The 24,654-nt window shown below is 33.7% G+C and carries 15 protein-coding genes; 4 read left to right on the top strand and 11 right to left on the bottom strand.

What is annotated here, in order from left to right; genetic code table 11:
• Window positions 1-129: 129 nt before the first annotated feature.
• The 7 genes from ACSSV5_RS04300 to ACSSV5_RS04270 all read right to left on the bottom strand — a co-directional run bounded on the left by ACSSV5_RS04300 (window position 130) and on the right by ACSSV5_RS04270 (window position 13,709).
• Window positions 130-5,628 (bottom strand): LamG-like jellyroll fold domain-containing protein, encoded by a 5,499-nt coding sequence (locus ACSSV5_RS04300; RefSeq protein WP_454244915.1) that lies wholly within the window; start codon window positions 5,626-5,628, stop codon window positions 130-132.
• A gap of 115 nt (window positions 5,629-5,743) precedes the next feature.
• The gene (locus ACSSV5_RS04295) at window positions 5,744-6,820 is read right to left on the bottom strand and encodes a helix-turn-helix transcriptional regulator (RefSeq protein WP_454244914.1); all 1,077 of its coding nucleotides are present in this window, start codon (window positions 6,818-6,820) and stop codon (window positions 5,744-5,746) included.
• A 233-nt stretch (window positions 6,821-7,053) separates the two neighbouring features.
• The gene (locus ACSSV5_RS04290; protein WP_454244913.1) at window positions 7,054-7,446 is read right to left on the bottom strand and encodes a group III truncated hemoglobin; all 393 of its coding nucleotides are present in this window, start codon (window positions 7,444-7,446) and stop codon (window positions 7,054-7,056) included.
• Window positions 7,447-7,566: 120 nt separating this feature from the next.
• Window positions 7,567-8,961 (bottom strand): efflux transporter outer membrane subunit, encoded by a 1,395-nt coding sequence (locus tag ACSSV5_RS04285; protein WP_454244912.1) that lies wholly within the window; start codon window positions 8,959-8,961, stop codon window positions 7,567-7,569.
• A complete protein-coding gene (locus ACSSV5_RS04280) occupies window positions 8,958-12,119 on the bottom strand; it encodes an efflux RND transporter permease subunit (RefSeq protein WP_454244911.1) in 3,162 nt (1,053 codons plus the stop codon). Before ACSSV5_RS04280 ends, ACSSV5_RS04285 begins: the two co-directional genes overlap by 4 nt.
• An 8-nt stretch (window positions 12,120-12,127) precedes the next feature.
• Window positions 12,128-13,246 (bottom strand): efflux RND transporter periplasmic adaptor subunit, encoded by a 1,119-nt coding sequence (locus tag ACSSV5_RS04275; protein WP_454244910.1) that lies wholly within the window; start codon window positions 13,244-13,246, stop codon window positions 12,128-12,130.
• Window positions 13,236-13,709: a GbsR/MarR family transcriptional regulator gene (locus ACSSV5_RS04270; protein ID WP_247653450.1), complete on the bottom strand. Its 474-nt coding sequence runs from the start codon at window positions 13,707-13,709 to the stop codon at window positions 13,236-13,238. The genes ACSSV5_RS04275 and ACSSV5_RS04270 overlap by 11 nt, the downstream gene beginning before the upstream one ends.
• 335 nt (window positions 13,710-14,044) lie before the next feature.
• Between ACSSV5_RS04270 and ACSSV5_RS04265 the strand changes: the two genes are divergently transcribed.
• From ACSSV5_RS04265 to ACSSV5_RS04255, 3 genes are all read left to right on the top strand, one after another.
• Window positions 14,045-16,276, top strand: coding sequence for a TonB-dependent receptor family protein (locus ACSSV5_RS04265; protein WP_454244909.1), 2,232 nt, complete (start codon window positions 14,045-14,047; stop codon window positions 16,274-16,276).
• Window positions 16,277-16,800: 524 nt separating this feature from the next.
• On the top strand, window positions 16,801-17,907 hold the full coding sequence (gene dinB / locus ACSSV5_RS04260; RefSeq protein WP_454244974.1) for a DNA polymerase IV: 1,107 nt from the start codon (window positions 16,801-16,803) through the stop codon (window positions 17,905-17,907).
• 4 nt (window positions 17,908-17,911) lie between these two features.
• Complete coding sequence (locus ACSSV5_RS04255) at window positions 17,912-18,781, top strand: pirin family protein (protein WP_454244908.1); 870 nt, start codon at window positions 17,912-17,914, stop codon at window positions 18,779-18,781.
• 373 nt (window positions 18,782-19,154) lie between these two features.
• On the opposite strand, the gene rpsA is transcribed toward ACSSV5_RS04255, so the two are convergent.
• The 4 genes from rpsA to ACSSV5_RS04235 form a co-directional block, all read right to left on the bottom strand.
• A complete protein-coding gene (rpsA, locus tag ACSSV5_RS04250; RefSeq protein ID WP_454244907.1) occupies window positions 19,155-21,026 on the bottom strand; it encodes a 30S ribosomal protein S1 in 1,872 nt (623 codons plus the stop codon).
• A gap of 178 nt (window positions 21,027-21,204) precedes the next feature.
• On the bottom strand, window positions 21,205-21,498 hold the full coding sequence (locus tag ACSSV5_RS04245) for a hypothetical protein (protein ID WP_454244906.1): 294 nt from the start codon (window positions 21,496-21,498) through the stop codon (window positions 21,205-21,207).
• Between the two features lie 47 nt (window positions 21,499-21,545).
• A complete protein-coding gene (locus ACSSV5_RS04240; RefSeq protein ID WP_211064513.1) occupies window positions 21,546-21,926 on the bottom strand; it encodes a hypothetical protein in 381 nt (126 codons plus the stop codon).
• 5 nt (window positions 21,927-21,931) lie between these two features.
• The gene (locus tag ACSSV5_RS04235; protein WP_211064514.1) at window positions 21,932-23,131 is read right to left on the bottom strand and encodes an alanine dehydrogenase; all 1,200 of its coding nucleotides are present in this window, start codon (window positions 23,129-23,131) and stop codon (window positions 21,932-21,934) included.
• Window positions 23,132-23,222: 91 nt separating this feature from the next.
• On the opposite strand from ACSSV5_RS04235, the gene ACSSV5_RS04230 reads away from it, so the two are divergent.
• Window positions 23,223-24,620, top strand: coding sequence for an exopolysaccharide biosynthesis polyprenyl glycosylphosphotransferase (locus tag ACSSV5_RS04230; RefSeq protein ID WP_454244905.1), 1,398 nt, complete (start codon window positions 23,223-23,225; stop codon window positions 24,618-24,620).
• Window positions 24,621-24,654: the final 34 nt, after the last annotated feature.

The following is a 24,654-nucleotide window of genomic DNA, read 5'->3' as shown; positions in this document are numbered from 1 at the left end:
GGGATATACTCAACCATAAACATAGGGTTTATAAAGTTAAAACAGTTGAATACTTGTTAAATAAAAAAACCTGCCAGATTTTAGTAATCTGGCAGGTTTAATGTGCTTAAAGATTATAGTAGCCTATAACTATTTTTTAATAATCACTTTTTGGGTTTGATTGACGCGTGATCCGATGAATCTGAACAGATAAACTCCATCCATTAAATTATTTACATCTATAGTTTGAACCGTTTGGTTAATAGGACTTGTACTTATTAGTTTACCAGTTATATCATATATATATAATTTTACTTGGTTTGTGTCAACTCCATTGTAGCTTAGCGTTATTTCGCTACTTGCAGGGTTTGGATATAAACCAATGTTAACCTTGAAATCTTTAACACTTAAGGTGGTTAAGTCGAACTCAATTGAACTGTTTTCGCAGTTATTGTTGGTTACAACAACGGTGTAAATCCCATTTACGCTTGGTTGGTAGGTTTGCTCCGTTGCACCTTCAATTAAATTACCTTCAAAATACCATTGGTAAGTATCGAAAACTCCGGTTTCTAAACTTTCAGTAGTACCGTTATAACTAATTGTTGGCTCTGGAACTGAGTTTACTGTAACCTGAACCGCAGTTCTTTCACTTTCACAACCATCAAGGTTAGTCTCTGAAACATAATACGTTCCTGAATTGATAGATTCTGAAAGATTTAGAGAAAAAGGAGTATTGACATCGGTATACCAGCTTAAGTCCGTACCAATTGCATCTAAATCAGCCACTGTGGAGACTCCACAAAAAATTTGTGCCTCAGCGATTGGCGCGTCTGGAACTATAGATATAAAAATGGAAACCGCAGTTCTTTCACTTTCACAACCATTGACAGTTTGTGATACGTAATAAGTTCCAGTGGTAACATTTGCTGTATGACTAAGAGCATCGATATCATCTACTTCTAAATACCACGTAAGCATATTGCCTTCGCCTTCTAAATCTGCTATTATAGTGTTGCCACAGAATGTTTGATCTTCTACAATTGGTGCTTCCACTAGTGCAGGCTCTGTAATGGTAACAGTTACAACAGGTGTATTATCAAAAAGAGAAGTACCACAACCATTGGCATCTACTACCGCTAAGGTGTAAACCCCAGAAACAACCCCTGATAAATTTGGTGAAGTAGTTCCGTTACTCCATTCATAAGTATAAGGTGGTGTACCGCCTAAAACTTCAACTGTAGCTGAACCATCATTAAAACCGTTGCAAGAAACATTAACCTGCGAAACAACTGTAGCCGTTATTTCAGTACTTACATTCACCTGAACACTGCTTCTTTCACTCTCACAAAATGTGAGTTCATTAAAAGTAGAAACATAATATGTGGCTGTTGATAAAGCGGTATCGTTAGATAGAGCTGTTCCTCCTGTTGCTGTATCATACCAATTGTACACAACATTGTTTGTTCCTGAAACAGGTAAATCAACAACGATAGCTTCAAAACACAATTCTTGCGTCGATAAAGTAGGTGCCGCTGGTAATTCATTTATAGTTACAGTTACCTCAGTAACTTCACTCTCACAAGTATTGACAGTTTGTGATACAAAGTAAGTGCCGCTCAAAACTTCAGTTGTACTAATTAACTCATCAAAGTTTGAATTGTACCAGATTAGATTTTCGCCTTCAGCCTGTAATTCACTAACTGTTGCACTACCGCAAAATACTTGATTTGCTTCTGCTACTGGAGCAGATGGATTTTCATTCACAGTTATTTCAACAGAAATTCTTTCACTTTCACAACCATTGATAGTTTGTGATACGTAATAAGTTCCAGTGGTAACATTTGCTGTATGACTAAGAGCATCGATATCATCTACTTCTAAATACCACGTAAGCATATTGCCTTCGCCTTCTAAATCTGCTATAATAGTGTTGCCACAGAATGTTTGATCTTCTACAATTGGTGCTTCCACTAGTGCAGGCTCTGTAATGGTAACAGTAGCCATAACTGATGTTGTACTTCCACAACCATTAGCATCTGTAACAAAGAGGTTATAAACCCCAGACGGAACTCCTGATAACATTGAAGAAGTAGAACCGTTACTCCAAAGATAAGTGTAAGGAGCTGTGCCTCCTGAAACTCCAACTGTAGCTGAGCCATCACTTAAACCGTTGCAAGAAATATTAATCTGTGAAATTAATGTAGCTGTTAGTTCTGAACTTACGTTCAACTGAATACTCATTCTTTGACTTTCACATAATGTAAGCTCATCGAAAGCAGAAACATAGTATGTTCCTGTTGATAAAGCGGTATCGTTAGATAGAGCTGTTCCTCCTGTTGCTGTATCATACCAATTGTACACAACATTGTTTGTTCCTGAAACAGGTAAGTCTGCAACGCTAGCTTCAAAACACAATTCTTGCGTCGATAAAGTTGGTGCCGCTGGTAATTCATTTATAGTTACAGTTACCTCAGTAACTTCACTCTCACAAGTATCGACAGTTTGTGATACAAAGTAAGTGCCGCTCAAAACTTCAGTTGTACTAATTAACTCATCAAAGTTTGAATTGTACCAGATTAGATTTTCGCCTTCAGCCTGTAATTCACTAACTGTTGCGCCACTGCAAAATACTTGATTTGCGTCTGCAACTGGAGCAGGTGATTCAGTTACACTAACATCAATTGATTTTGAAGCAGAACAACCGCTAGGATTAGTCACAGTAAGCGTATAAGTACCAGCCTCATCAACTGCTAAATTCAGTTCATTTGTTGCTCCAAAAATTAAACCTCCATTGCTGGCTTCCCATAAATAGGTATTGCTAGGCGTAACTTGAAAGTTGGAAATAGTTACTGTTGAACTACCATTGATATCGTTTGAATTTATGGTTAACATCAAATTATTTCCCGCTTCAATGGTAATGCTATGAACTCCACTTTGTGATGAAGATCCTTCTGTAGAATAACCATTAAACAAGGATAAATCGCCAGAGTTTGTTCCAACTAAAGGCAAGTCACCACTTGCAATATCTTCAGATGAATAATTCCAATCAAAAGATACTGTAGCATTGTACGGCATTGTAATATTAGCAGAATTAGGCGTTGTATTGCCAGAGCCTGTGTTACTAGCTATCATCGTAACACTACTTTCACTAAAGGTAATACTACCATTTGAAATAGCTGGTGCAAATTGCGTCCAATTATCTTCTGCAAAATCTCCCACGAAACCAACAGCACTTTGTGCGTTTGGATTAGTTACCGTAGGTTCTAACATAAGACTACCAAATTCACATTTGCTTTCAGTGTCATTGGCCGTAATAATAGGCAATTCATTGACTACAATTTCTAGAGTTGTTGGAGAAGCACATTGTCCATCATCTGGTGTAAAAGTATACTCGGTTGTAGCCAAATTATTTAATACAGGAGACCAAGTACCTGTAATACCGTTTTGCGAAGTGGTAGGCAAAGCATCAAGGGTTTCTCCAACGCAAATATCTGCAATGTCAAAAGTAGGGGTTGTTATTGGATTCACAACAGTATTCACTACTTGAGTTAAAAAATTTGAAGTCGTCCCTGTAAGAGCAAAATTGTATAAAACACCATCAAGACCACTAGCGGTTTCATCGGTCAAAGATGTAATACTTGAGTTATCTTGACTACCTAAACCTTGGTTAAACTTATAGTAAGCTACTAATCCAACTTCACTACCTTCTACTTCACAGTTTTTTGAACTCTCTATTTGCTCAGCAGTTCTAGCGACATCCCAAATCCGAACTTCATCAATATTTCCTTGATAGAATCTTCCTGTTGCCTGAAGGTTTTCGCCTATACTAACTGGATAAGTTGAATTGTTGATAGTACCACTACCTGTAACAGCTGAATTTTGAATACCATCTATGTAAATGATTGCCTCTACATTATTATAAGTAACTGCCACATGATGCCAACTGTTATCAATTACGCTACTTACTGATGAGACATCACCAAAGGCATTACTTCCTGCAAAATTTAAAGTGCCGTCTTGATTTAAAGCAATACGCCAACTATCGTCGCCTTTTGCTATTATTGCATCCCATTGCGTTGGGTTATAGTCAGATTTCATCCAAAATTCAATCGTCATTTGGTTCGTAAAATCGAAACTTGATTCGCTTGTTAATTCTACATAATCATTAACGCCATCAAAATTTAAATGGGTGGAAGGAAGTACAGGATTTACGTTGACCACAATTTCTGTTCTTACACTTTCGCAACCTCTTGAATTTATACTAGAAACCCAATAAGACGTTTCTCCTACCGCTGTAGTACTTGGCGTTGGTGCGCCAGCAAGAGGCGTTCCTCCAGTCATCACATCGTACCAGACCAAAGAAGAAGTATTTGTTGTAGCTGTAAGTGGTGTAGCTGTATCACCTAAAGTATAATTTACCGGTGTTATAACAACAGGTTCTGAAGGCGAAGAGATGTCTGCATCAGTTAAAAAATTTGAAGATGTCCCTGTAAGAGCAAAATTTGTTAAAACACCATCAAGACCACTAGCGGTTTCATCGGTCAAAGATGTTATACTTGAGTTATCTTGACTACCTAAACCTTGGTTAAAATTATAGTAAGCTACTAAATTAGATTCACCGCCTGTTAACTCACATTCAATATTAGTAGAGATTTCTGAGGCTGTACGTGCTGTATTCCAAAAACGCAAATCATCCATAGAGCCAGTAAAATTAAGGTCTAAACCATTATCACTACCACCTATAAAAACTGGACTTGAAGGATCATTCAAAACTAAGAGACCGTTTAATATTGCAGATTGGTCAAGTGTACCATCTATATATAATTTTAATGATGTTTCATTTCCATATAAAAAAAATGTTCCTGCAACGTGATGCCATTCTCCATCTGTTACAGTAGATGTTGAATTTATAAATTGTCCTCCAGCACCAAGCATAATTCCACCATTAACATTTAATAACAACCCGAATCCAGCTTCTCCATCTACAACTAATGTTTCAAAATTACCTGGATTTGCAATCGATTTCATCCAAAATTCAACGGTCAAATTAACTAAAAACGAAAGCTCAGATACATCAGGTAATTGAACATAATCATTAACGCCATCAAAATTTAAATGTGTCGATGGGTCTACAGTTACAAAAGTTTTAAACCACAAATCATATGCACCAAAAGGAAAATTATTATTGTAAATAACACCGTTTGGGTAAGGGCCTGTATTTCCTCCAACACCTTGAGTTCCAACATTACCAGAGAATTGTAAATCTATGGTGTATGTGCTTCCAGCTATAACAGGAACATTTTCAGAAAGAGGTATAACCACTTCTTGATACCCAAATGAATCTCCTACTGTTAAAACCTCTATGGTGGTTGTATTTAAAACAGTACCTGAATATCCATCACCAGACAATATCCTCAACTGTAAGTCACCAGGTGTAAAGTTGTCTGAAAAATCTCCTAACCTAATGTTAATCTGAGATAAATCCCCAGTAATACCAGCTGTAAATGACTGACCAACACTGTTGTTGGAACTTACAGTAAAAGTACCACCTCCTATGCTTTCTGGAGCATTGGATTGATCTAATATTTGTGAAAAAGAGGTAAGCGCCATAAATAGCATACCCATAAAAAAGTAAAGTTTTCGATTCATAATTTTATATTTAATTATTTATGAAGCAAAATTACTTTGTCAAACATCATTCTAATAACCCATTCAGACAAATCAATAGCCCATTCGGACATATTTCAACTTATGGTACAATAAGTTAGCTTGCAGGGCTATCAGGGCGATAAGCGGAAGGGAGCTTTCCGTATTTTTTCTTGAATGTGGCAGTAAATTTACTAGGACTATCATAGCCTACTTGATTGCTAATATGCTTAATTTGAAGTTCTGTTGTTAAAAGAAGCTGCATTGCCAACTGCATTTTTTTATCGATTATATACTGTAAAATAGTATTTCCGTACACAGATTTAAAGTCCATTTTTAGTTTGGTAGATGATATATTCAGTTTTTTAGCGAGAGCTTCAATCCCTATAAAAGGTGCTGACAAATTAGCGGCTATCATACTCTCGCATTTTGCTATTAATTTGTAATCTATTACGCCTTTCTCTTGATAGGTTTCATGTCGTAAATCGGCAAATACATTTTTAAAAAAAGAGGAAATCAAGCTTAAGCTTTGTGTTTTTAATATAGTTTCACTAAACACATCGTCATTAAACGTTTTGAATGTGTGTAAAATTTCACGAGCCAAGGTGGCTACATTTGGTACTATATCCTGGTAGGAAATAAATCCTTTATCGGAATCTAAAAACTTTTTAAATGGAATTTCAGCATCCAGCTTATCAAGTGGTATGTGTTTTTCTAACCAGGCTGGACTGATGTAGAAAATATAAAATTCGCATTTAGAACCTTTATAAAAACTAGCTCCAACATCGGTACCTGGCTTTTTGAAACCCCAGAATTTATTAAAGAATGGCACCTTGTCTATAAATGTGTTTAGAAGTTTAACTTCACTTTCAAAAATTGTAAAGGTGATTGTATAGTGCTCACTTGGTATATCTTTGGCATAATCTGATTTTATTATAGTATTATGTTTAAAGTTTATATTTGTAATGGTAAGCCACAATCCTTCATCGATTTCTCGATAGTGCATTTCTCCTTTAATGAAAGGATTATTTCTATAAACGACTTGGTCTTCGATTATGTGTTTGCTACCTGGCGATTTTATAGTTGACTCTATAAATAATTCAGGCGTATTAGCTAAAAATGGAAATTCAAAAAAACCATTATTAAAAAAATTTAAGTTGGGCTTTATAAACTGGTACCATTGGGATAGCTTCATACTCTGACTTTGATAATATTTAACTTAACGGTATTTTCTTATAGATAATTTGAGTAGTTAAACAATAATACAAATTAAAGATGAATGTTTGTAGAAAATTGCAAACTATTCATCAAGTGCCATAGTCTACAGAATAAATGTTTTATTTTTAATTATGAGGAAATAAGATAAAATGAAGTTGAATTATGATTGATTTAAATATGTTTCTTGCTTTCTAAAGATAGATTCAAATTTTAGCGCTTTTGTCTTTCCATATATATTTTCATAAAAATATGTGACGCCATATTGCGAGCGTTATTTTTGGCACGATTGGCTTTTTCGCCAGTAAAATTTTCATTCACTGTTTCAAACCACAGATTGAGCCAAATGCCAAAATGCTTTTGTTCTATGCTTTCATTAAAATTTTGATCGACTTCAATATGAGCCTTTTTGGGATTACCTTTGTATTTATTTTTAAAAAATAAATTGGTTTCCCAAAAATCAGTGAGCTTTTTGAGATGTTCGTCCCAATCTTGAACGCTCTCATTAAAAAAATGACCAATCTCTTTATTTTGACGAACTTTATTATAGAAGTCATTGACTAATTTAGTCACGTCTTCTCTATTCTGTAAATCCTCATCAATCATGATGACCGTTTCAAGTTGAAGATATAAAAAACTTAGCTATTTGATATTCTAAAGACCCATAAATATTCTTTATTAAAAAAAGTTTTTAGAAAACATTCCTAAATTTAAATATCAGTAAACTTATTGCCATCCACCACCTAAACTTCTGTATAGCTCAACAATAGCACTGAATTTATTAAATTTTATTTGAGTAACTTCAAGCTCTGAAGCTAAGGTATTTTCTTGAGCATTCAAGACTTCAAGATAATTTGCTAAACCGTTGTTTAACAATTCTTGCGAGTCTTCTAAGGCTTTTTCATAAGCTTGATACTCTTTAGTTTTTGACTCTATTCTTTGAATAGCGTTTTGGTAATTCAGCATGGCATCAGAAACTTCTTTGCTGGCTGTTAGCAAAGTTTTCTCAAAACTCAAAAGAGCTTGTTCCTTTTGGCTCAATGCTACTTCATAGTCCGTCCTAATTTGTCTTCTGTTAAAAATAGGTTGAGTAAATCCTCCTATTATAGTTGAAAACAAAGAATTAGATGAAATAAAGTTGTCAAAATCTAAACTTTGAAAACCACCCGTAGCAGAAATAGTTATAGAAGGATAAAATCTACTTTTGGCAACATTTGTCAGTTCAAAAGCATTTATCAAGTTGTATTCTGCAGCAATCACATCTGGTCTATTTTCTAATAAGTCTGAAGCTACACCAGTAGCCAATTCTTGATTGATTTCTTGATTTGAAAAATCACTTCTTTTAAATTCACCTGGTGATTGTCCTTTCAAAATTGAAAGCGTATTTTCTAACAGTTTTATGTTATTTTTTAAATCAAGTAAAAGAGCTTCAGCATTAAAAACCAATGCTTCTGTTTGGTTTACAGCAACAGAAGTTACATTGCCAGCTTCTTTTAATGCCTTAGTTGTTTCAAGACTCTTTCGCCTATTTTCCAAAGTTTTTTCAGTTATTCTTACCTGTTCGTCTAAGGCCAAAATCTGATAATAACCTGTCACTATTCTAGAAATTAAATCAGTTTTCACCGCTTTATGAACAGCTTGAGACTGCATAAAACTAGCCTGAGCTGCTCTTTTATTGCTTCTTATTTTGCCCCAAATATCAGCTTCCCAAGACAAGGCACCACTGAGTTCATACTGATCTATTGATGAAAAGAAACCACCAAATTGTGAATTTTTAGAGAATTCCTGATGAGTAAAATTACCATTGACATTCACACTAGGATAATATCCAGCTTTACCTTGTTTATAATAAGAATTTGCAGCCATAATTTGTTGCAAAGCTATCCTTATATCTTGATTGTTTTCTAGAGCTTCTTCAATGTGATTTTGAAGTATTGGATCAGTAAACATTTCTTTCCAACTGACTTTAGAAACTGGAATAGAATCTTTTGGAAGTTGATCTGTTCTATAGCTTACAGATTCAATTTGTTCTTCAGGTCGTTTATAGTCTTTTGCTACAAAACATGATTGCAGTGAAGACAAACAAATAATTACGAGAATGGATTTTATACTATATTTCATGATCTATAAGATTCTTTTAGATTAGCTTGAGCTTTTCTGACTCTCTCTCTACTGGATGGACTAACTTTTTCTTGCAACCATTGAAAAACCACAAACAGAACTGGTATGACAAAAATTCCAATAACAGTTCCAACAAATAAACCACCTGCGGCTCCTGTTCCAATTGAATTATTTCCTTCAGCACCTACACCGCCAGCAAAAACTAATGGGAGCAATCCTATGATGAAAGCAAAAGATGTCATCAAGATAGGTCTCAACCTTACTTTGGCTGCGTTTAGTGCTGCATCGTAAAGGCTAAAACCAGCGTTACGTCTTTGTATGGCAAATTCTACTATCAAAATGGCATTTTTTGCTAGTAATCCAACAAGCATAATAAGGGCAATTTGGAAATAAATATTGTTTTCTAATCCAGCTAAATTTGTGCTCCAAAATGCTCCTGCAACTCCTATAGGTAAAGATAAGATAACGGCAAACGGGAGAAGATAACTTTCATATTGTGCAGAAAGAAAGAAAAAAACAAATAGAATACTTAAAGCAAATATTACAACAGATTGACCACTTGCATTTATTTCTTCACGCGTAATCCCTGAGAAAGCGATATCGTAGTCATTACCTAATTGTTTTTCTGCTAAATCCCTGATTGATTGAATAGCATCTCCAGAGCTATAGCCAGGTGCTGAACTTCCATTTATAGTCACAGCATTATAAAGATTAAATCTCTTGATACTCTGTGGTCCATAAACTCTTTCTAAATTTACAAATTCTGAAACTGGCGAATTTTCTCCTGATGGGAGTCTCATAAAAATACTATTTAGGCTTTCTACATCTTCACGATCTTCTGGCAATGCTTGAACAAAAACCCTATACTGTTTTCCAAACCTAGAGAAATTAGAGACAAAGAATCCACCTAAATAAGATTGCATAGTAGATAAAACATCATTTACAGTTAAACCACTAGCTTTAATTTTAGGCACATTTAAATCCATTTTAAATTGTGGAAATTCTGAACTAAACGAACTATTGGCATAAGCTATTGATGGAGATTGAAATAATCCACCGACAAATCTTTTGGCCGTTTCATCTAATTCTTTTAATGACCCCGAAGATTTATCTACAAGTTGCATTTCAAAACCATCTGCTGCACCATATCCGGGAACACTAGGTGGCATAAAATATATAATCTGTGCATCTGCTATGTCAGAAGTAGTTTGATTTAACTTCCTTATTATAGCGTTGATTTGGGTGTCTTCGGTTGTTCTTTGTTCCCATTTATCTAAAACGATAAATCCAATAGCGTATGGACTACCTGCACCAGAGAAGAAGTTAATACCTGAAACAAAAGATCCTGTTTTTACACCTTTTATTTTTTTAATTCGATCGTAAACTTCTTCTGTCACCTGAAAAGTTCTATCTAATGAAGCTCCAGAAGGCAGTGCCATGTTAACAAAAATAACACCTCTATCTTCAGATGGAACAAATCCTGTTGGCGTAATTTTATTAGCAAAATATATAGCAGCACCTGCTATTAAAATAATAAGTAAAGTAACCCATTTTTGTCTTACCAAAAACTTTAATGAACTCACATATTTGTTTCTTACGGCATTAAAACCTGCATTAAAAGCATTGTAAAATCGCTGTAAAAGGTTTGTTTTCTTATTTTTTTTAGGAGGTTTTAAAAATAAAGCACATAATGCTGGACTTAAGGTCAAAGCATTTACAGCTGAAATAATTATGGCTACAATTAATGTAACACCAAATTGTTCATAAAACACCCCAGCAGGTCCTTGAATAAACGTAATTGGAATAAAAACGGCTGACATAACAAGTGTTATAGAAACAATTGCACCACTAATTTCGCTCATAGCAGATAATGATGCTTCTTTAGCACTTTCAACTCCACCTTCTAATTTTGCATATACTGCTTCAACAACCACAATGGCATCGTCCACCACAATTCCAATGGCTAAAAGAAGAGCAAAAAGCGTCAGTAAATTGATAGAATAGCCAAATATATTTAAGAAAAAGAAAGTTCCTACTATGGATACTGGAACAGCTATGGCAGGAATCAAAGTAGATTTAAGATCTTGTAGAAATATAAAAACCACAAAGAATACAAGTATAAAGGCTTCAAAGAGAGTTCTAAGTAATTTATCTAATGATGCGGTTAAAAAATCATTTGAATCAAAGTTGACAATAAATTCTAAACCCTTAGGAAAATCCTCTTTCAACTCATCCATTTTAGCATATATATTTTCGATAACCTCTTGTGCATTGGAGCCTGGAGTTTGAAAAATACCAAAGTTGACACTTGGATGACCATTACTTCTAGATAAAATGTTATAAGAAAAAGCGTCCAATTCTACTTTTGCTACATCTTTCAATCTAAGAAATTGATTGTTATCTAATGTTTTTAAGATGATATTTCCGTACTCTTCGGCCGTTTTAAGTCGTCCTTTGTAAGTGATTACATATTCAAAGGCTTTTCCTGCATTTTGTCCTATAGCACCTGCTGCTGCTTCTTGACTTTGCTCTGTTATAGCTGCGATTACTTCAGAAGAATTTATACTGTAGCCCGCCATTTTGTCTGGGTCTAACCAAACTCGCATAGAGTAGTCTTTTCCACCAAATACATCAACATTAGCTACTCCATTGATTCGTTGTAATTCTGGGCGTATATTTATATTGAGATAATTTTGAATAAAAGTATCAGAATAATCCTCACTTGTTGAATATATACCCGCATAAAGTAGAGCTGAGTTTTGCTGTTTTTCTGTAATAACTCCATTTCTTATCACTTCACTTGGAAGCACAGCATTAGCTCTTGCTACTCTGTTTTGAACATTCACAGCAGCAATATCAGCATCGTATCCTTTTTCAAAAAATACAGTTATTGTTGCACTTCCATCATTACTCGCAGATGAGGTAATGTATGTCATACCTTCCACACCATTGATTTCTTCTTCTATAGGTGTTATAACACTCTCTAAAATAGTCTTGGCATTGGCTCCAGGAAAACTTGTAGTAACTCTGACTGTTGGTGGTGCTATATCAGGATATTGGGTTACTGGCAATTGTTCTATCCCAAGAATCCCTAGCATCACGATTATAATTGAAACTACAGTTGATAAAACTGGTCTTTCTATAAATGTTTTTAGCATGATATATATTATTTAAAAACTTTATCAAATGAATTTACAATCGAATCCATTGTTGAAGAAATAGGTTTTATCTTAACCCCGTCATTAATTTTATTAGCACCTCTTGCAACAATTTTATCTCCTTTACTTAGACCGGATTTAACAATATAATAAGGGTCAGCTCTGACTACATCAATCACTTTTTCAGTAACAGTAGAGTCTGATTCGTTAAATTTAAAAACAAATTCTTTACCTTGTCGGGAGTAAGTAGATACTCTAGGAACAACAAGAGCATTTTTGGTGTCGTTTGGAATTTTTATTCTACCAGTCAAACCATCTTTTAGAATAAATTCAGGATTATCAAAAGTAGCTCTAAACCTAACTGTTCCTGTCTCGCGATTCACTTGACTAGAAATACTTGTGATTTTTCCTTTTTTGTTGTATTCTTTTCCATTAGACATAATTAAAGTAACCTCTGGAAATGATGATTCTAAATTGGTTTTTGATTTTGTATCGGCATTAAACTGATTGACCATATTCAGAAAATCCTTTTCATTAACCGAAAAATAAGCAAAGACTTTATCGGTTTTTACCACTCTTGTTAGAGGAGTGATGTCATTAGGGTTTATCAGTGCACCTTCTCTGTAATTTATGGTGCCTACATATCCATCAACAGGACTTTTGATTGTAGCATAATTTACATTTGCAGTAATACTTTTTAAATCGCTTTTTGCGGTTTCTAATTGAGCCTTAGCAGTTTCCAATTGTTTTGGACTTACAATTTCTTTTTCTACCAAAGGTTTTAGCTTTTCTACTTCAATTTGAGCAGCATTTACCCTAGCTCTAGCCGCTGATGCATTTCCACTCAAACTTTCAGTTTCAAGTTTGAACAAAATCTCTCCTTTTTTAACTGCAGCACCTTCTTCAACAACAACTTCTGTCATATATCCAGACACTTTTGACCTAATGTCACTACTCACAACCCCTTCAATCTGTGTAGGATATTCAGCAAAAGTTGTAATATCTTTAGTCTCTACCTCTATAATTGGTAGATTAGGTGGTGGTGGTGCTTGCCTTTTGGGTTTATTTTGGCAGGCACTTACAATGATTGCTAAGAAAGATAAAAGAACGATTAATTTATTTTTCATGATGTTCTAGATTATAACTTGTTTGTTTGAGTTTATTTATAGTTTTAATGATATTTTCTTTTTCGGTTTTCAAATGATTTTCTACTATTGAAACGCCACCTTGACTCATATCCTGTTCTTTTTTATATTCAATAACTTTGGTGAGCATTGCAATCTCCCTTTTTATTTTAATCAAGTGAAGTTCTAAAGTTTTCCTCAAATAATCGCATTTAGTTTTAAAGTAGCGTTTTCTGTTATCTTCTTTATAGATATAATCTACGCGTCCTTCATCTATCAAGTAATTTAATTGACAAGAGACAGAACTTTTACTAGCATTTGTGAAATTAATCAACTCCTCAAAAGTTATATATTTTTCTCTTGAAAGAATAAGTAATGAATATATTTTTGCCGCTAAGGGTGGCAAATTATATTCAACTTCAAAATGCGAAGTCAACTCTTCTATCAAGGTATTACCTTTGTTCAAAACAGTAAAATTAATTTTGAGTGGCAAATATAATTTTAGTTCGGTTTCAAACGAACAAGCTTATCATAAATTAATGTTAACACACTTTATTTTAATCTTTACTTAAGAAATGTTGGGCATTTCTTTACTTCGTTTTAAAAATAATTTTAACTTAAACCATAAAATGCATTCTCAAATACAATTTTGTTTTTGATGAAAGTGTATAATTAAACTCTATACTTAAATACGTTTTCATAACTAAATATTATTTTTATTTATTCTAAATAAACTTTTAAAATCAAAAGTTTCGATTTATTTTTGTCGCTCTTAATTTGATTAAATCTAAATAAAAGCCAATGCACAAGTTTATTTTCACTCTCTTATCATTATTAATAGCAAGTTTTGTTTTTGCACAAGACAAAAAACAACAAAAAACAGTTAAATATGACTCTATAGAAAATCTAAATGAAGTTATAATCACCGCTAGTAAACTTCTCGGCGGTAAATTTGAAGCCAAAAACAGAACGGGTTCGGCTTACTATTTGTCTTCTAAAGACATTGAAAAGCACAATTATTTTGATATCACCAGAGTTATGGCTGAAGTACCAGGCGTCAATATTTATGAAGAAGATGGCTTTGGACTAAGACCAAATATCAGTTTAAGAGGAACTTCACCCGAAAGATCTTCAAAAATCACATTAATGGAAGATGGCGTTTTGGCTGCACCTGCTCCCTATTCTGCTCCTGCAGCCTATTATTTTCCAAATGTAGCCCGAATGCAAGCTGTAGAAGTCTTAAAAGGAAGCAGCCAAATACAATATGGACCATTTACCACTGGTGGTGCCATTAATTTTGTGTCAACCGAAATTCCTAATTCATTTCAAGGTGAAATAAAATCTAACTATGGCTCTTTTGGAACTACTAATACCCTTGCCAGATTTGGCGACTCTTATCAAAACATTGGCTATTCCATTGAATATATGAAAAATAAATCTGATGGTTTTAAAGATTTAGACGGTCCTGGAGGAACTGGTTTTGACAGAAATGATATTGTTGGAAAAATTAGAATCAATACCAACCCTGATGCCAAAATTTATCAATCTTTAGAATTAAAACTTCAATACAGCGACGAAGACTCTGATGAAACCTACCTCGGTCTAACTCAAGAAGATTTTGATAAAACACCATTTAGAAGATATGCAGGAAGTCAAGTTGACAATATGCGAACTTTTCACAGACAAGTGATGCTAACCCATATGGCAGAGTTTACTAAAAATATAGTGTTAACCACAACTTTCTACAACAACGAATTTGATCGTAATTGGTTCAAACTTGATCGTGTGGTTAGTGGCGTTAATACAGTTGGAATTTCAGATTTATTAGAAAATCCCAATGATTTTCCACAAGCTTTTTCTTATATCACAGGAAGTGATTCGCCTGATGATGCTTTAAGGGTAAAAAATAATAACCGCGAATATTATTCTCGTGGTATTCAAACTAAATTTGATTATCATTTTACAACAGGTCAAGTATTTCACGACATTGAAGTTGGATTTCGTTATCACAGTGATGAAGAAGACCGCTTTCAGTGGTTTGATGATTTTAGGATGGAAAATGGTGTAATGCAACTTACAAACTCAGGTACGCCTGGCACAGAAAGCAATAGAATCTCTGGTGCAGATGCTGTTTCAGCTCACCTGCTTTACAAATTAAAAATTGATAAATTAACGCTTACACCGGGTTTACGTTATGAAAATGTAGAATTGACCAGAGAGAATTTTGGCACATCTGATGTTACACGAGAAGGAACAAACTTGAATATAACTGAAAACAACTTCGATCAATTTATTCCTGGTATTGGTGCTAATTATAAATTTAACAATAACTTTTCTGCTTTTGTAGGCTTACACAAAGGTTTTGCTCCTGCTGGTTTTGTAGAAAATCAAAATCCAGAAGAAAGCTTAAATTTCGAAATAGGAACACGTTTTGATTACAAAGGATTGAGTGGTGAAATCATAGGATTTTATAACGATTACAGCAATATGCTTGGAAGCGATTTAGCGGCTACTGGTGGCGTAGATGGCAACTTAGACTTATTTAATGCTGGCGAAGTTGATGTGAAAGGTATTGAATTTCAATTGACCTACGACCTCTTAAAAAATACTCAGCACAGTTTACCTATCAACTTCAATTACACCTATACAGATACCGAGTTCAAAACAGCATTTAGCTCACCTGTAGGCATTTGGGGCGATGTAGAAGTTGGAGATGAATTGCCTTACATTCCAAAACATCAATTCAACTTAGGTGTTGGTTATGGCTTTGAACGTTTTGAGTTTAACCTCAACACAAGATATAGAGATGAATTCAGAACCCAAGCTGGTGTAGGCTCTATTCCTTTAGAAAACAAAGTAGAATCTTTATTTTTGGTTGACGCATCAGTCTCTTACCAATTAAACTCACAGTTAAAACTGAGCACTAATGTTATTAATTTATTTGACAATGAATACCTCGCTGCAAGAGTTCCAGCAGGTTTAAGACCAGGTCATCCCTTTGGAATTTATGCTGGTTTTCATTTAAAATTTTAAAATGTAGTCATAATACAACTGAACATCATTTTTGAAGAAAAATAAGCGACTTGATTGAATAATGAAGTCGCTTTTTGGTGTATTATCACCAAGGGATTTAAATCCCTTGAAATGTTCTAACAATGCCGAATATTTTTTGATAGTAGAGAAGCACAAATGCTTCTGCAGAATCATTTAATACTAAGATAAAGGCTTTTAGAAGTCAATTTAGAGATGTAAGATCAGTAGCTTTTTTTTTGTTCAAATTATCAAAAATTTATGCATGAAATTTTTAATCCCATAACTTTTTTGCTTGACTCATAATTTGTTTTAAATTATAAATAGTTACAAATATTTTAGTTAAACTTAATTTTTAAAATCATTTGAAATCTTATATTTTAAACTGTGTAAATTCAAAAGGTTTAAAGATATATAAAATTAATCTCGTAATCGAGTGTCAAGGCTTATTAACATTTGAAGTGTTTGAAATCAAATTTATAATAATAAACAGTTTATTTTTCATTAATCACATTAAATTTTAACATATTAAAGCTACTAAATCAAAATCAACCCACCGCAAAATCATCCACGTCGATATGGATGCTTTTTATGCTTCCGTAGAGCAAATGGATAAGCCTGAATTACAAGGCAAAGCCATTGCCGTTGGTGGCAGTTCAAAACGTGGTGTTGTAGTGGCAGCAAGCTATGAAGCTCGGAAGTTTGGTGTAAAAAGTGCGATGAGTAGTTATAAAGCGGCTCAGCTTTGTCCGGACTTGATTTTTGTCAAACCGCGATTTGATCGCTACAAAGAAATATCTCAACGCATCCGAAAAATATTTTTTGAATATACTGATTTGGTTGAGCCACTATCTTTAGACGAAGCTTACTTGGATGTAACCCAAAACAAAAAAGGTCAACCCAGTGCGACAAAAATAGCTGAAGAAATACGCCAAAAAATTAAAAATCAAGTGGGTTTAAATGCATCAGCGGGTATTTCTATCAATAAATTTTTGGCAAAAGTGGCAAGCGATATCAACAAGCCTAATGGTCAAAAAACCATTCCACCTGAAGAGGTTGAGAAATTTATAGAACAATTAGAAATCAGACTATTTTACGGCGTAGGAAAAGTTACTCAAGAAAAAATGTATCGACTTGGTATTTTTACGGGTTTGGATTTAAAACTGAAATCACTTGAATTTCTAAAGGAGCATTTTGGCAAAAGTGGAAAGTATTATTATTTGGTGTCTCGTGGCATTCATCACAGTCCTGTAAAAGCAGAACGCACCAGAAAATCACTCGGTGCAGAACGTACCTTTAAAGACAACATAAGTTCTGAAGTTTTTTTAGAAGATAAGCTTCATTACATTGCAAAAGAAGTTAGTAAACGATTACAAAAACAAGATGTTGCTGGCAAAACCATTACATTAAAAATTAAATATTCTAATTTTGAAGTCCAAACTAGAAGTAAAACTTTAAAGTTGTATATTTCATCTGAAGAATTAATATATGAAGAAGCAAAAGCTCTACTCTATCAAAACAAACTGAAAGATTCTGTAAGGTTGATCGGTATTAGTCTTTCAAACCTTAATACAGAAAAAGAGAACAAAAACATAACAAAACCCATTTCAGCACAATTAAAATTTGAATTTTAAACCTATGGAAAAAACAATAGAAACAATCATAAAACCACCTCATCCTCATTTTGTTGGTGATGGATTTCGTGTGCATAATTTCATACCAAGCACTTATCCCTTAGATATGAAGCGTATGGATCCATTTATTTTGATGGATTACAACTCAAAATACTACTTTTCGCCAACAGAAACTCCACGTGGTGTTGGCGTACATCCGCATCGGGGTTTTGAAACGGTAACCATAGCTTATCAAGGAAAAATAGCCCATCACGATAGCAATGGTGGCGGAGGTGTAATTGAACAAGGTGACGTGCAGTGGATGACAGCTGGTTCTGGAGTTTTACATAAAGAATACCACGAAAAATCATTTAGTAAAAAAGGTGGCGATTTTCAAATGGTACAACTTTGGGTAAACTTGCCTGCTAAACACAAAATGACTTCACCAAAATATCAAGCCATTTCTAAAAATAACCTCTCAAAACATCAATTAGACGGTGATTCTGGATATATAGAAGTTATTGCTGGAAATTACAAAAACACCCAAGGAAAAGCCGATACTTTTTCAGAGATACATATGATGAATGCCAAGTTAAATGCAAACGGTTCAGCTGAATTTAGTTTTCCTGCTGAATTTAATACCTGTGTCCTGGTTGTAGAAGGTGAGATTGAAATTCAAAACCAAAAAATTTTAACCGATCACTTTGTGTTGTTTGAAAACAATGGTGAAGATTTTGAAATTAAGGCTGATAAAGATGCTGTGGCTTTAGTTTTAAGCGGTCAGCCCTTAAATGAACCTATTGCGGCTCAAGGCCCGTTTGTGATGAACACCAAAGCAGAAATTCATCAAGCCATCAAAGATTTTACAAATGGGAAATTTGGGCATTTAGAATAGAATATTGTTTGCTTTGAAATCATTTTTGTTATGATGGTAATTTTTTTAAGAATGATATCAATATATTGAAACTTTGCGAACTTAATTAACGTGAGTTCGATTTATAGAAAAATGTAAATCAGATGATTACATCTTTTTGTAAGCAAATTTTGTCATTTCGAACGAAGAATGAGGAGAAATCTCATCCTACCGAGATGTCTCGTCGCTCATGCTTCGCTCTTTCGACATAACAAATGATTAAATATCTGTATTTTATGAATATATTTTATTGGAATTTATATCAAACTCACGTTAATTAGTATAAGGTATTACAATAAAAAAAACCGCCTCAATTATGAGGCGGTTTATAGTTTAAAAAGATTATATAAAAGACTTATTTATTATCTTCGTTCATCTTATCTTTTAGAGCTTGTAATTGAGAGTTAGCATCACCTAAAGTAGCTTTTTTATCTTCATCTTTAGCTTTAGCTGCGGCTTCTTTTACAATTTTCTCTTCTTCTTTCTTGTGAATAGAAGTGTGAGAAGCCACAACACGTTTGAATTCTTTATTGAACTCTATGATGATAAACTCTGCTTCTTCACCTTTTTTCAACTTAGAACCATCTTCTTTTTCAAGGTGTCGATTAGGGACAAAAGCCGTTACATCTTCATTAAATTCGACGGTTGCTCCTTTGTCCACAATTTCTTTAATTTCGGCGGTGTGTTTAGTTCCTACTGCGAAATCTTTAGCGTATTTATCCCAAGGATTGGTTTTAGTTTGTTTGTGACCTAAACTTAATTTACGGGCTTCAACATCTAATTCTAGAACAACAACTTCTAGCTCATCTCCTACTTTACAGAATTCTGATGGGTGTTTAATTTTTTCTGTCCAAGATAGATCAGAAATATATATTAAACCATCAATACCTTCTTCAAGTTCTACAAAAACGCCAAAATTAGTAAAGTTTCTAACGGTTCCTTTATGCTTAGAACCAACTGGATATTTTGAAGTGATATCTGTCCAAGGATCTGGCGTCATTTGTTTAATACCAAGTGACATTTTACGCTCTTCTCTATCTAAAGATAAAATTTTTGCTTCAACTTCATCGCCGACTTTTACAAAATCTTGAGCTGATCGTAAATGTGTACTCCATGACATTTCAGAAACGTGAATTAGACCTTCAACGCCTTCTTCAACTTCTACAAAAGCTCCATAATCTGCAAGAACAGTTACTTTACCTTTAACAGTATCGCCAGGTTTTAGATTTTCATCAAGAGCTTCCCATGGATGTTTGCTCAACTGTTTTAAACCAAGTTGAATACGTGTTTTATCTTCGTCAAAGTCTAAAATTACAACGTTAAGTTTTTCATCAAGGTCTAATACTTCATTAGGATGATTGATTCTAGACCAAGATAAATCAGTGATATGAATTAATCCATCTACACCTCCAAGGTCAACAAATACACCATAAGATGTGATGTTTTTAACTACACCTTCTAAGACTTGACCTTTTTCTAACTGACCGATAATTTCTTTTTTCTGTTCTTCAATGTCAGCTTCGATAAGTGCTTTGTGAGAAACCACAATATTTTTGAACTCATGGTTGATTTTAACCACTTTAAATTCCATTTCTTTTCCAACGTAAGCATCGTAGTCTCTAATTGGTTTTACATCGATTTGAGATCCTGGTAAGAAAGCTTCAATACCGAACACATCGACAATCATACCGCCTTTGGTTCTACACTTAACGTGACCAGTAACAATTGTACCTTCATCGTGTGCTTTGTTAACTCGTTCCCAAGCTCTTATAACACGGGCTTTTCGGTGTGATAAAATCAATTGTCCTTCGGCATCTTCTCTGACATCAATAAGGACATCTACTGTATCGCCAACTTTAAGATCAGGGTTGTATCTGAATTCGTTTAAAGAGATAACGCCTTCGCTTTTGGCGTTAATATCTATGATAGCGTCTTCATCTGTGATGTTTATCACTTTACCTTGAACAACTTCGTTGTCTAAAGTTTCAACAAAGTTATCTTCAACAAGTTGTTCAAATTTTTCTAACTTTTCGTCATCAACTTCTTCGATTCCTTCTTCGTAGCGATGCCAATCAAAGTTTTCTAAAAATTCTTCAGGTTGGTCTTGTTGTGGGTTTGGTTTCACTTCTGCAACTTGTGTTTCTTCAGAAGTTGAAGCTTGATTTGCTTCTTTTTGTGTTTCTTCGGCAACTTGTGGTTGCACTTCGTTTTTTGTGTCTTCAGCCATTGCTGATTAAAATTTGTATTCTGCTCGATGTGGATTTATGCATTCAAACAGAAGTGTTTATACATTGATTTAAAAATATTTCCCGTTTAGAATCCACTTGCTCTAAAAGGGTTGCAAAAATACAATTATTTTTTTGAAAATCAATATATAATAAAAAAAGTAAATTTTATTAAGGAATTTAACTCTCTAAGTCTTCTTCTTCTCTGTTTTGAATATCAACTATACTTTCGTTAAAGTCTTCATCTTCGTAGTCGTCGATATCAAAATCGGCCATACTGACTTCAAGTTTAGTGCTGATTTTGACCAGATAGATAGTGTCTTCTGTGCGTACTTCAACCGCTTCTACACTTTCGTTTTTAGCGTTTTTAAATTTAATAATGTGCTTATCGTCATAACCATCAGGATATTTTTCGACTAACAACGAGAGTATTTCTGGGGTGAGTTTTTTATAGTCAACGATGATGCGTTTCATTACTTAAACTTTTGAACAAACATAATCAAAGGATTTTATTTTTAAAATTATTTCTCATTAATTTTAAATGTATTTTGAATAGTCACCAAGGTATCGCAATTTTTTATATTTAAAGCCAATTTATCTTCTTGATATTTTGATTCTATATAATAAAAATTACAAGGTTTTTTTCGTTGTTGACTTTTATTAAAGTTGACATTGCCGTCAGTTAAAAAAGATTGAATAAGCGAAGTATCTATGTTTTGTTGATGAAAAAAAAGCAAGGCTTTATCGTCAAAAACTCTTTGTTTTGTCCTTATGGTTTTTAGGACTCTATCTTCAGGTAAATAGTCAAAACTTACATCTTTTTTATCAAATATAATTTTGACAAACACAAGACCTATAGATAAACCAACGGCAAAGTATAAAATACGTTTTTTGAGACTCATAAATATTAAAATATCAGAAGATTAGGATCGCGGTAAGACAAATCAAACCAGTTAGCCACGGATTTACTTGTCAAAACGCCGTGGTAAAAATACAATCCATTTCTGAGACCAGAATCAAATCTTAAGGTATTTTCTATACCACCTTTTTCGCCGATATCTAAAAGATAAGGTGTAAACATATTGCTTATAGACACCGAAGATGTTCTGGCATATCGTGAAGGAATATTTGGAACGCCATAATGAATAACATCGTGTTTAACAACGACTGGATTTTCGTGAGATGTAACTTCAGAAGTTTCAACACAGCCACCCATATCAATGCTCACATCTATAATTACCGCTCCTTTTTTCATTTGTTTAACCATATTTTCAGCGACTAAAATGGGTGATCTGTTGACTCCTCTAACTGCACCGATCAGAACATCGGTGCGTTTTAAAGCTTTAATCAAATTTTTAGGTTGCAAAGTTGATGTATAAATTTGTTGATTTAGCTGGGTTTGAATACACCTTAATTTGGTCAACGAGCTATCAAAAACCTTGACGTTAGCCCCTAAACCTAAACTAGCTCGAGCCGCAAATTCTCCAACTGTGCCAGCCCCTAAAATAACGACTTCCGTTGGCGGAACACCACTAGTGTTGCCAAACATCAATCCGTTGCCGTATTTTGCACTCGACAGTATTTCGGAAGCGATGAGTATAGATGAAGTTCCAGCAATTTCACTTAGAGCTCTAACTGCTGGTGACCCGCCGTGTTCATCTTTTATAAATTCAAAAGCTAAAGCTGTAACACGTTTTTCGGCTAATTTTTGAAAATAAGATTTTTTTCGCATTTTCAATTGAAGAGCTGAAATCAGAATAGATTGAGGGTTCAATTTTTTAATTTCATCTAAACTTGGTGGCGATACTTTTAGAACGATTGGGCAGGCAAATATTTTATCCTTATCAGCACTTATTATACCACCAGCTTCACTATAATCACGGTCAGAAAATCCTGCATGCACGCCAGCATTTTTTTCGACATAAACTTTGTGCCCATTTGCAGCAAGTGCATGTATGGAATCGGGTGTTAAGCAAATGCGTTTTTCGCCGTCTGAAGTTTCTTTTGGTAAACCAATTAGCATTTCACTTTTGTTTTGAGAAATTTCGAGCATTTCTTCTTGTGGTATGAGTTCTTGCTGAGAAAATGGTGTTTGTAGTGTTTGCATTTTTAACTTGAATAATAAAATCTAATTTAGCAATTAAAATTTGATTAAGCATTTTAAATTTAAATTAAAATATTGATTTAAAATATTACTTTTGGCAAAAACAGTAATGTCAAAAAATTCTCCATTTCATTTTGAGGTATCTGAACGTAAGTTTTTACTCAGACTTTTTGATATTATAGTAGTTTGTCTAAACATTACAGCTCTTAATTATATTTTTGATAAAACTTATATTTATTTTGGCAAGGAGTTTTGGTTGTGGACTAGTGTTTACTGTGCATATTTTATGATATTTGCTACTGTATTTGAGCTATATGTTCTCAATAAAGCAGAGTCGAGATTTAAAGTCTTTAAAAATTTATTTTTAACATTAGGCATTACAACGCTATCGTTTTTATTTACGCCGTTTATTACGCCCGAACTTCCAGCTAATAGAATTTTAATTCTTCATCTTTTTGGAGGTAATCTTCTATTTTTAACGCTTTGGAGGTTTTCTTACATCACTTTTATCACTTCACCAAGATTTTACAAACGCATAATTTTTGTAGGAAATAATTATAATATTGACCAAATTGTTGACGAACTTAAAGTTTTTGATGCCAACCTTAAAATAATAGGCTACATAGATTCAAATGACAGTTCTATAAAATCTAAAACCATTTCAAGATATAGAATTGATGACATCAAAAATGTCATTAAAAAAGAAAATATAGGCGAAATTGTCGTTGCAAATTCTTACAAAGGTGTTGACCAAAATTTGTATCATAGTCTCACACCACTTTTAAAAGAAGGTATTCCTATAAGACCCTATTCAAGTGTTTATGAAACTATTACCAATAAAATACTGCTTAAAGATATAGAAAACGATTTTTATTGTTACTTCCCTTTTAGCAGAAGCAATCAAAATAAACTCTATCTATCTTTCAGTAGGTTAGTCGATATTTCTTTTAGCTCTATTGGATTATTATTTTTAGGAATATTGCTTCCATTTGTAGCACTAACCAATTTATTTTTTAACAAAGGTCCTTTATTTTATGCTCAAGTTAGAGTAGGAAAATCATCAAAACCATTTAAAATAGTTAAATTAAGAACTATGATTAGAAATGCTGAAAAAGGTGGTGCTCAATGGGCAAAAAAAAACGATTCAAGAATTACTCCATTTGGTAAAATTCTAAGAAAAACACGGATAGATGAATTGCCCCAATTCATAAATGTATTTAAAGGCGATATGGGGCTTATTGGTCCAAGACCCGAACGCCCTGAATTTGTTGAAGAATTAAAAGAAAAAATACCGTTTTATGAAACCAGATACATTATTAAACCAGGTTTAACTGGCTGGGCACAAGTCAATGCAAAGTATGCAAGTTCTGATGATGATACTTTAGAAAAATTGCAATATGACTTATTCTATATCAAAGAGAGAAGCGTTTTCTTAGATTTTAGAATTATTGTAAAAACCATCTCAACAATCATATTCTTTAGAGGTCAGTAGTTAAGATGATGTGAGAATTACAAATCATAAGTTC

This window comes from Psychroflexus sp. MBR-150 (assembly GCF_053628795.1).
This window is presented reverse-complemented; position numbering and strand designations above follow the sequence as displayed.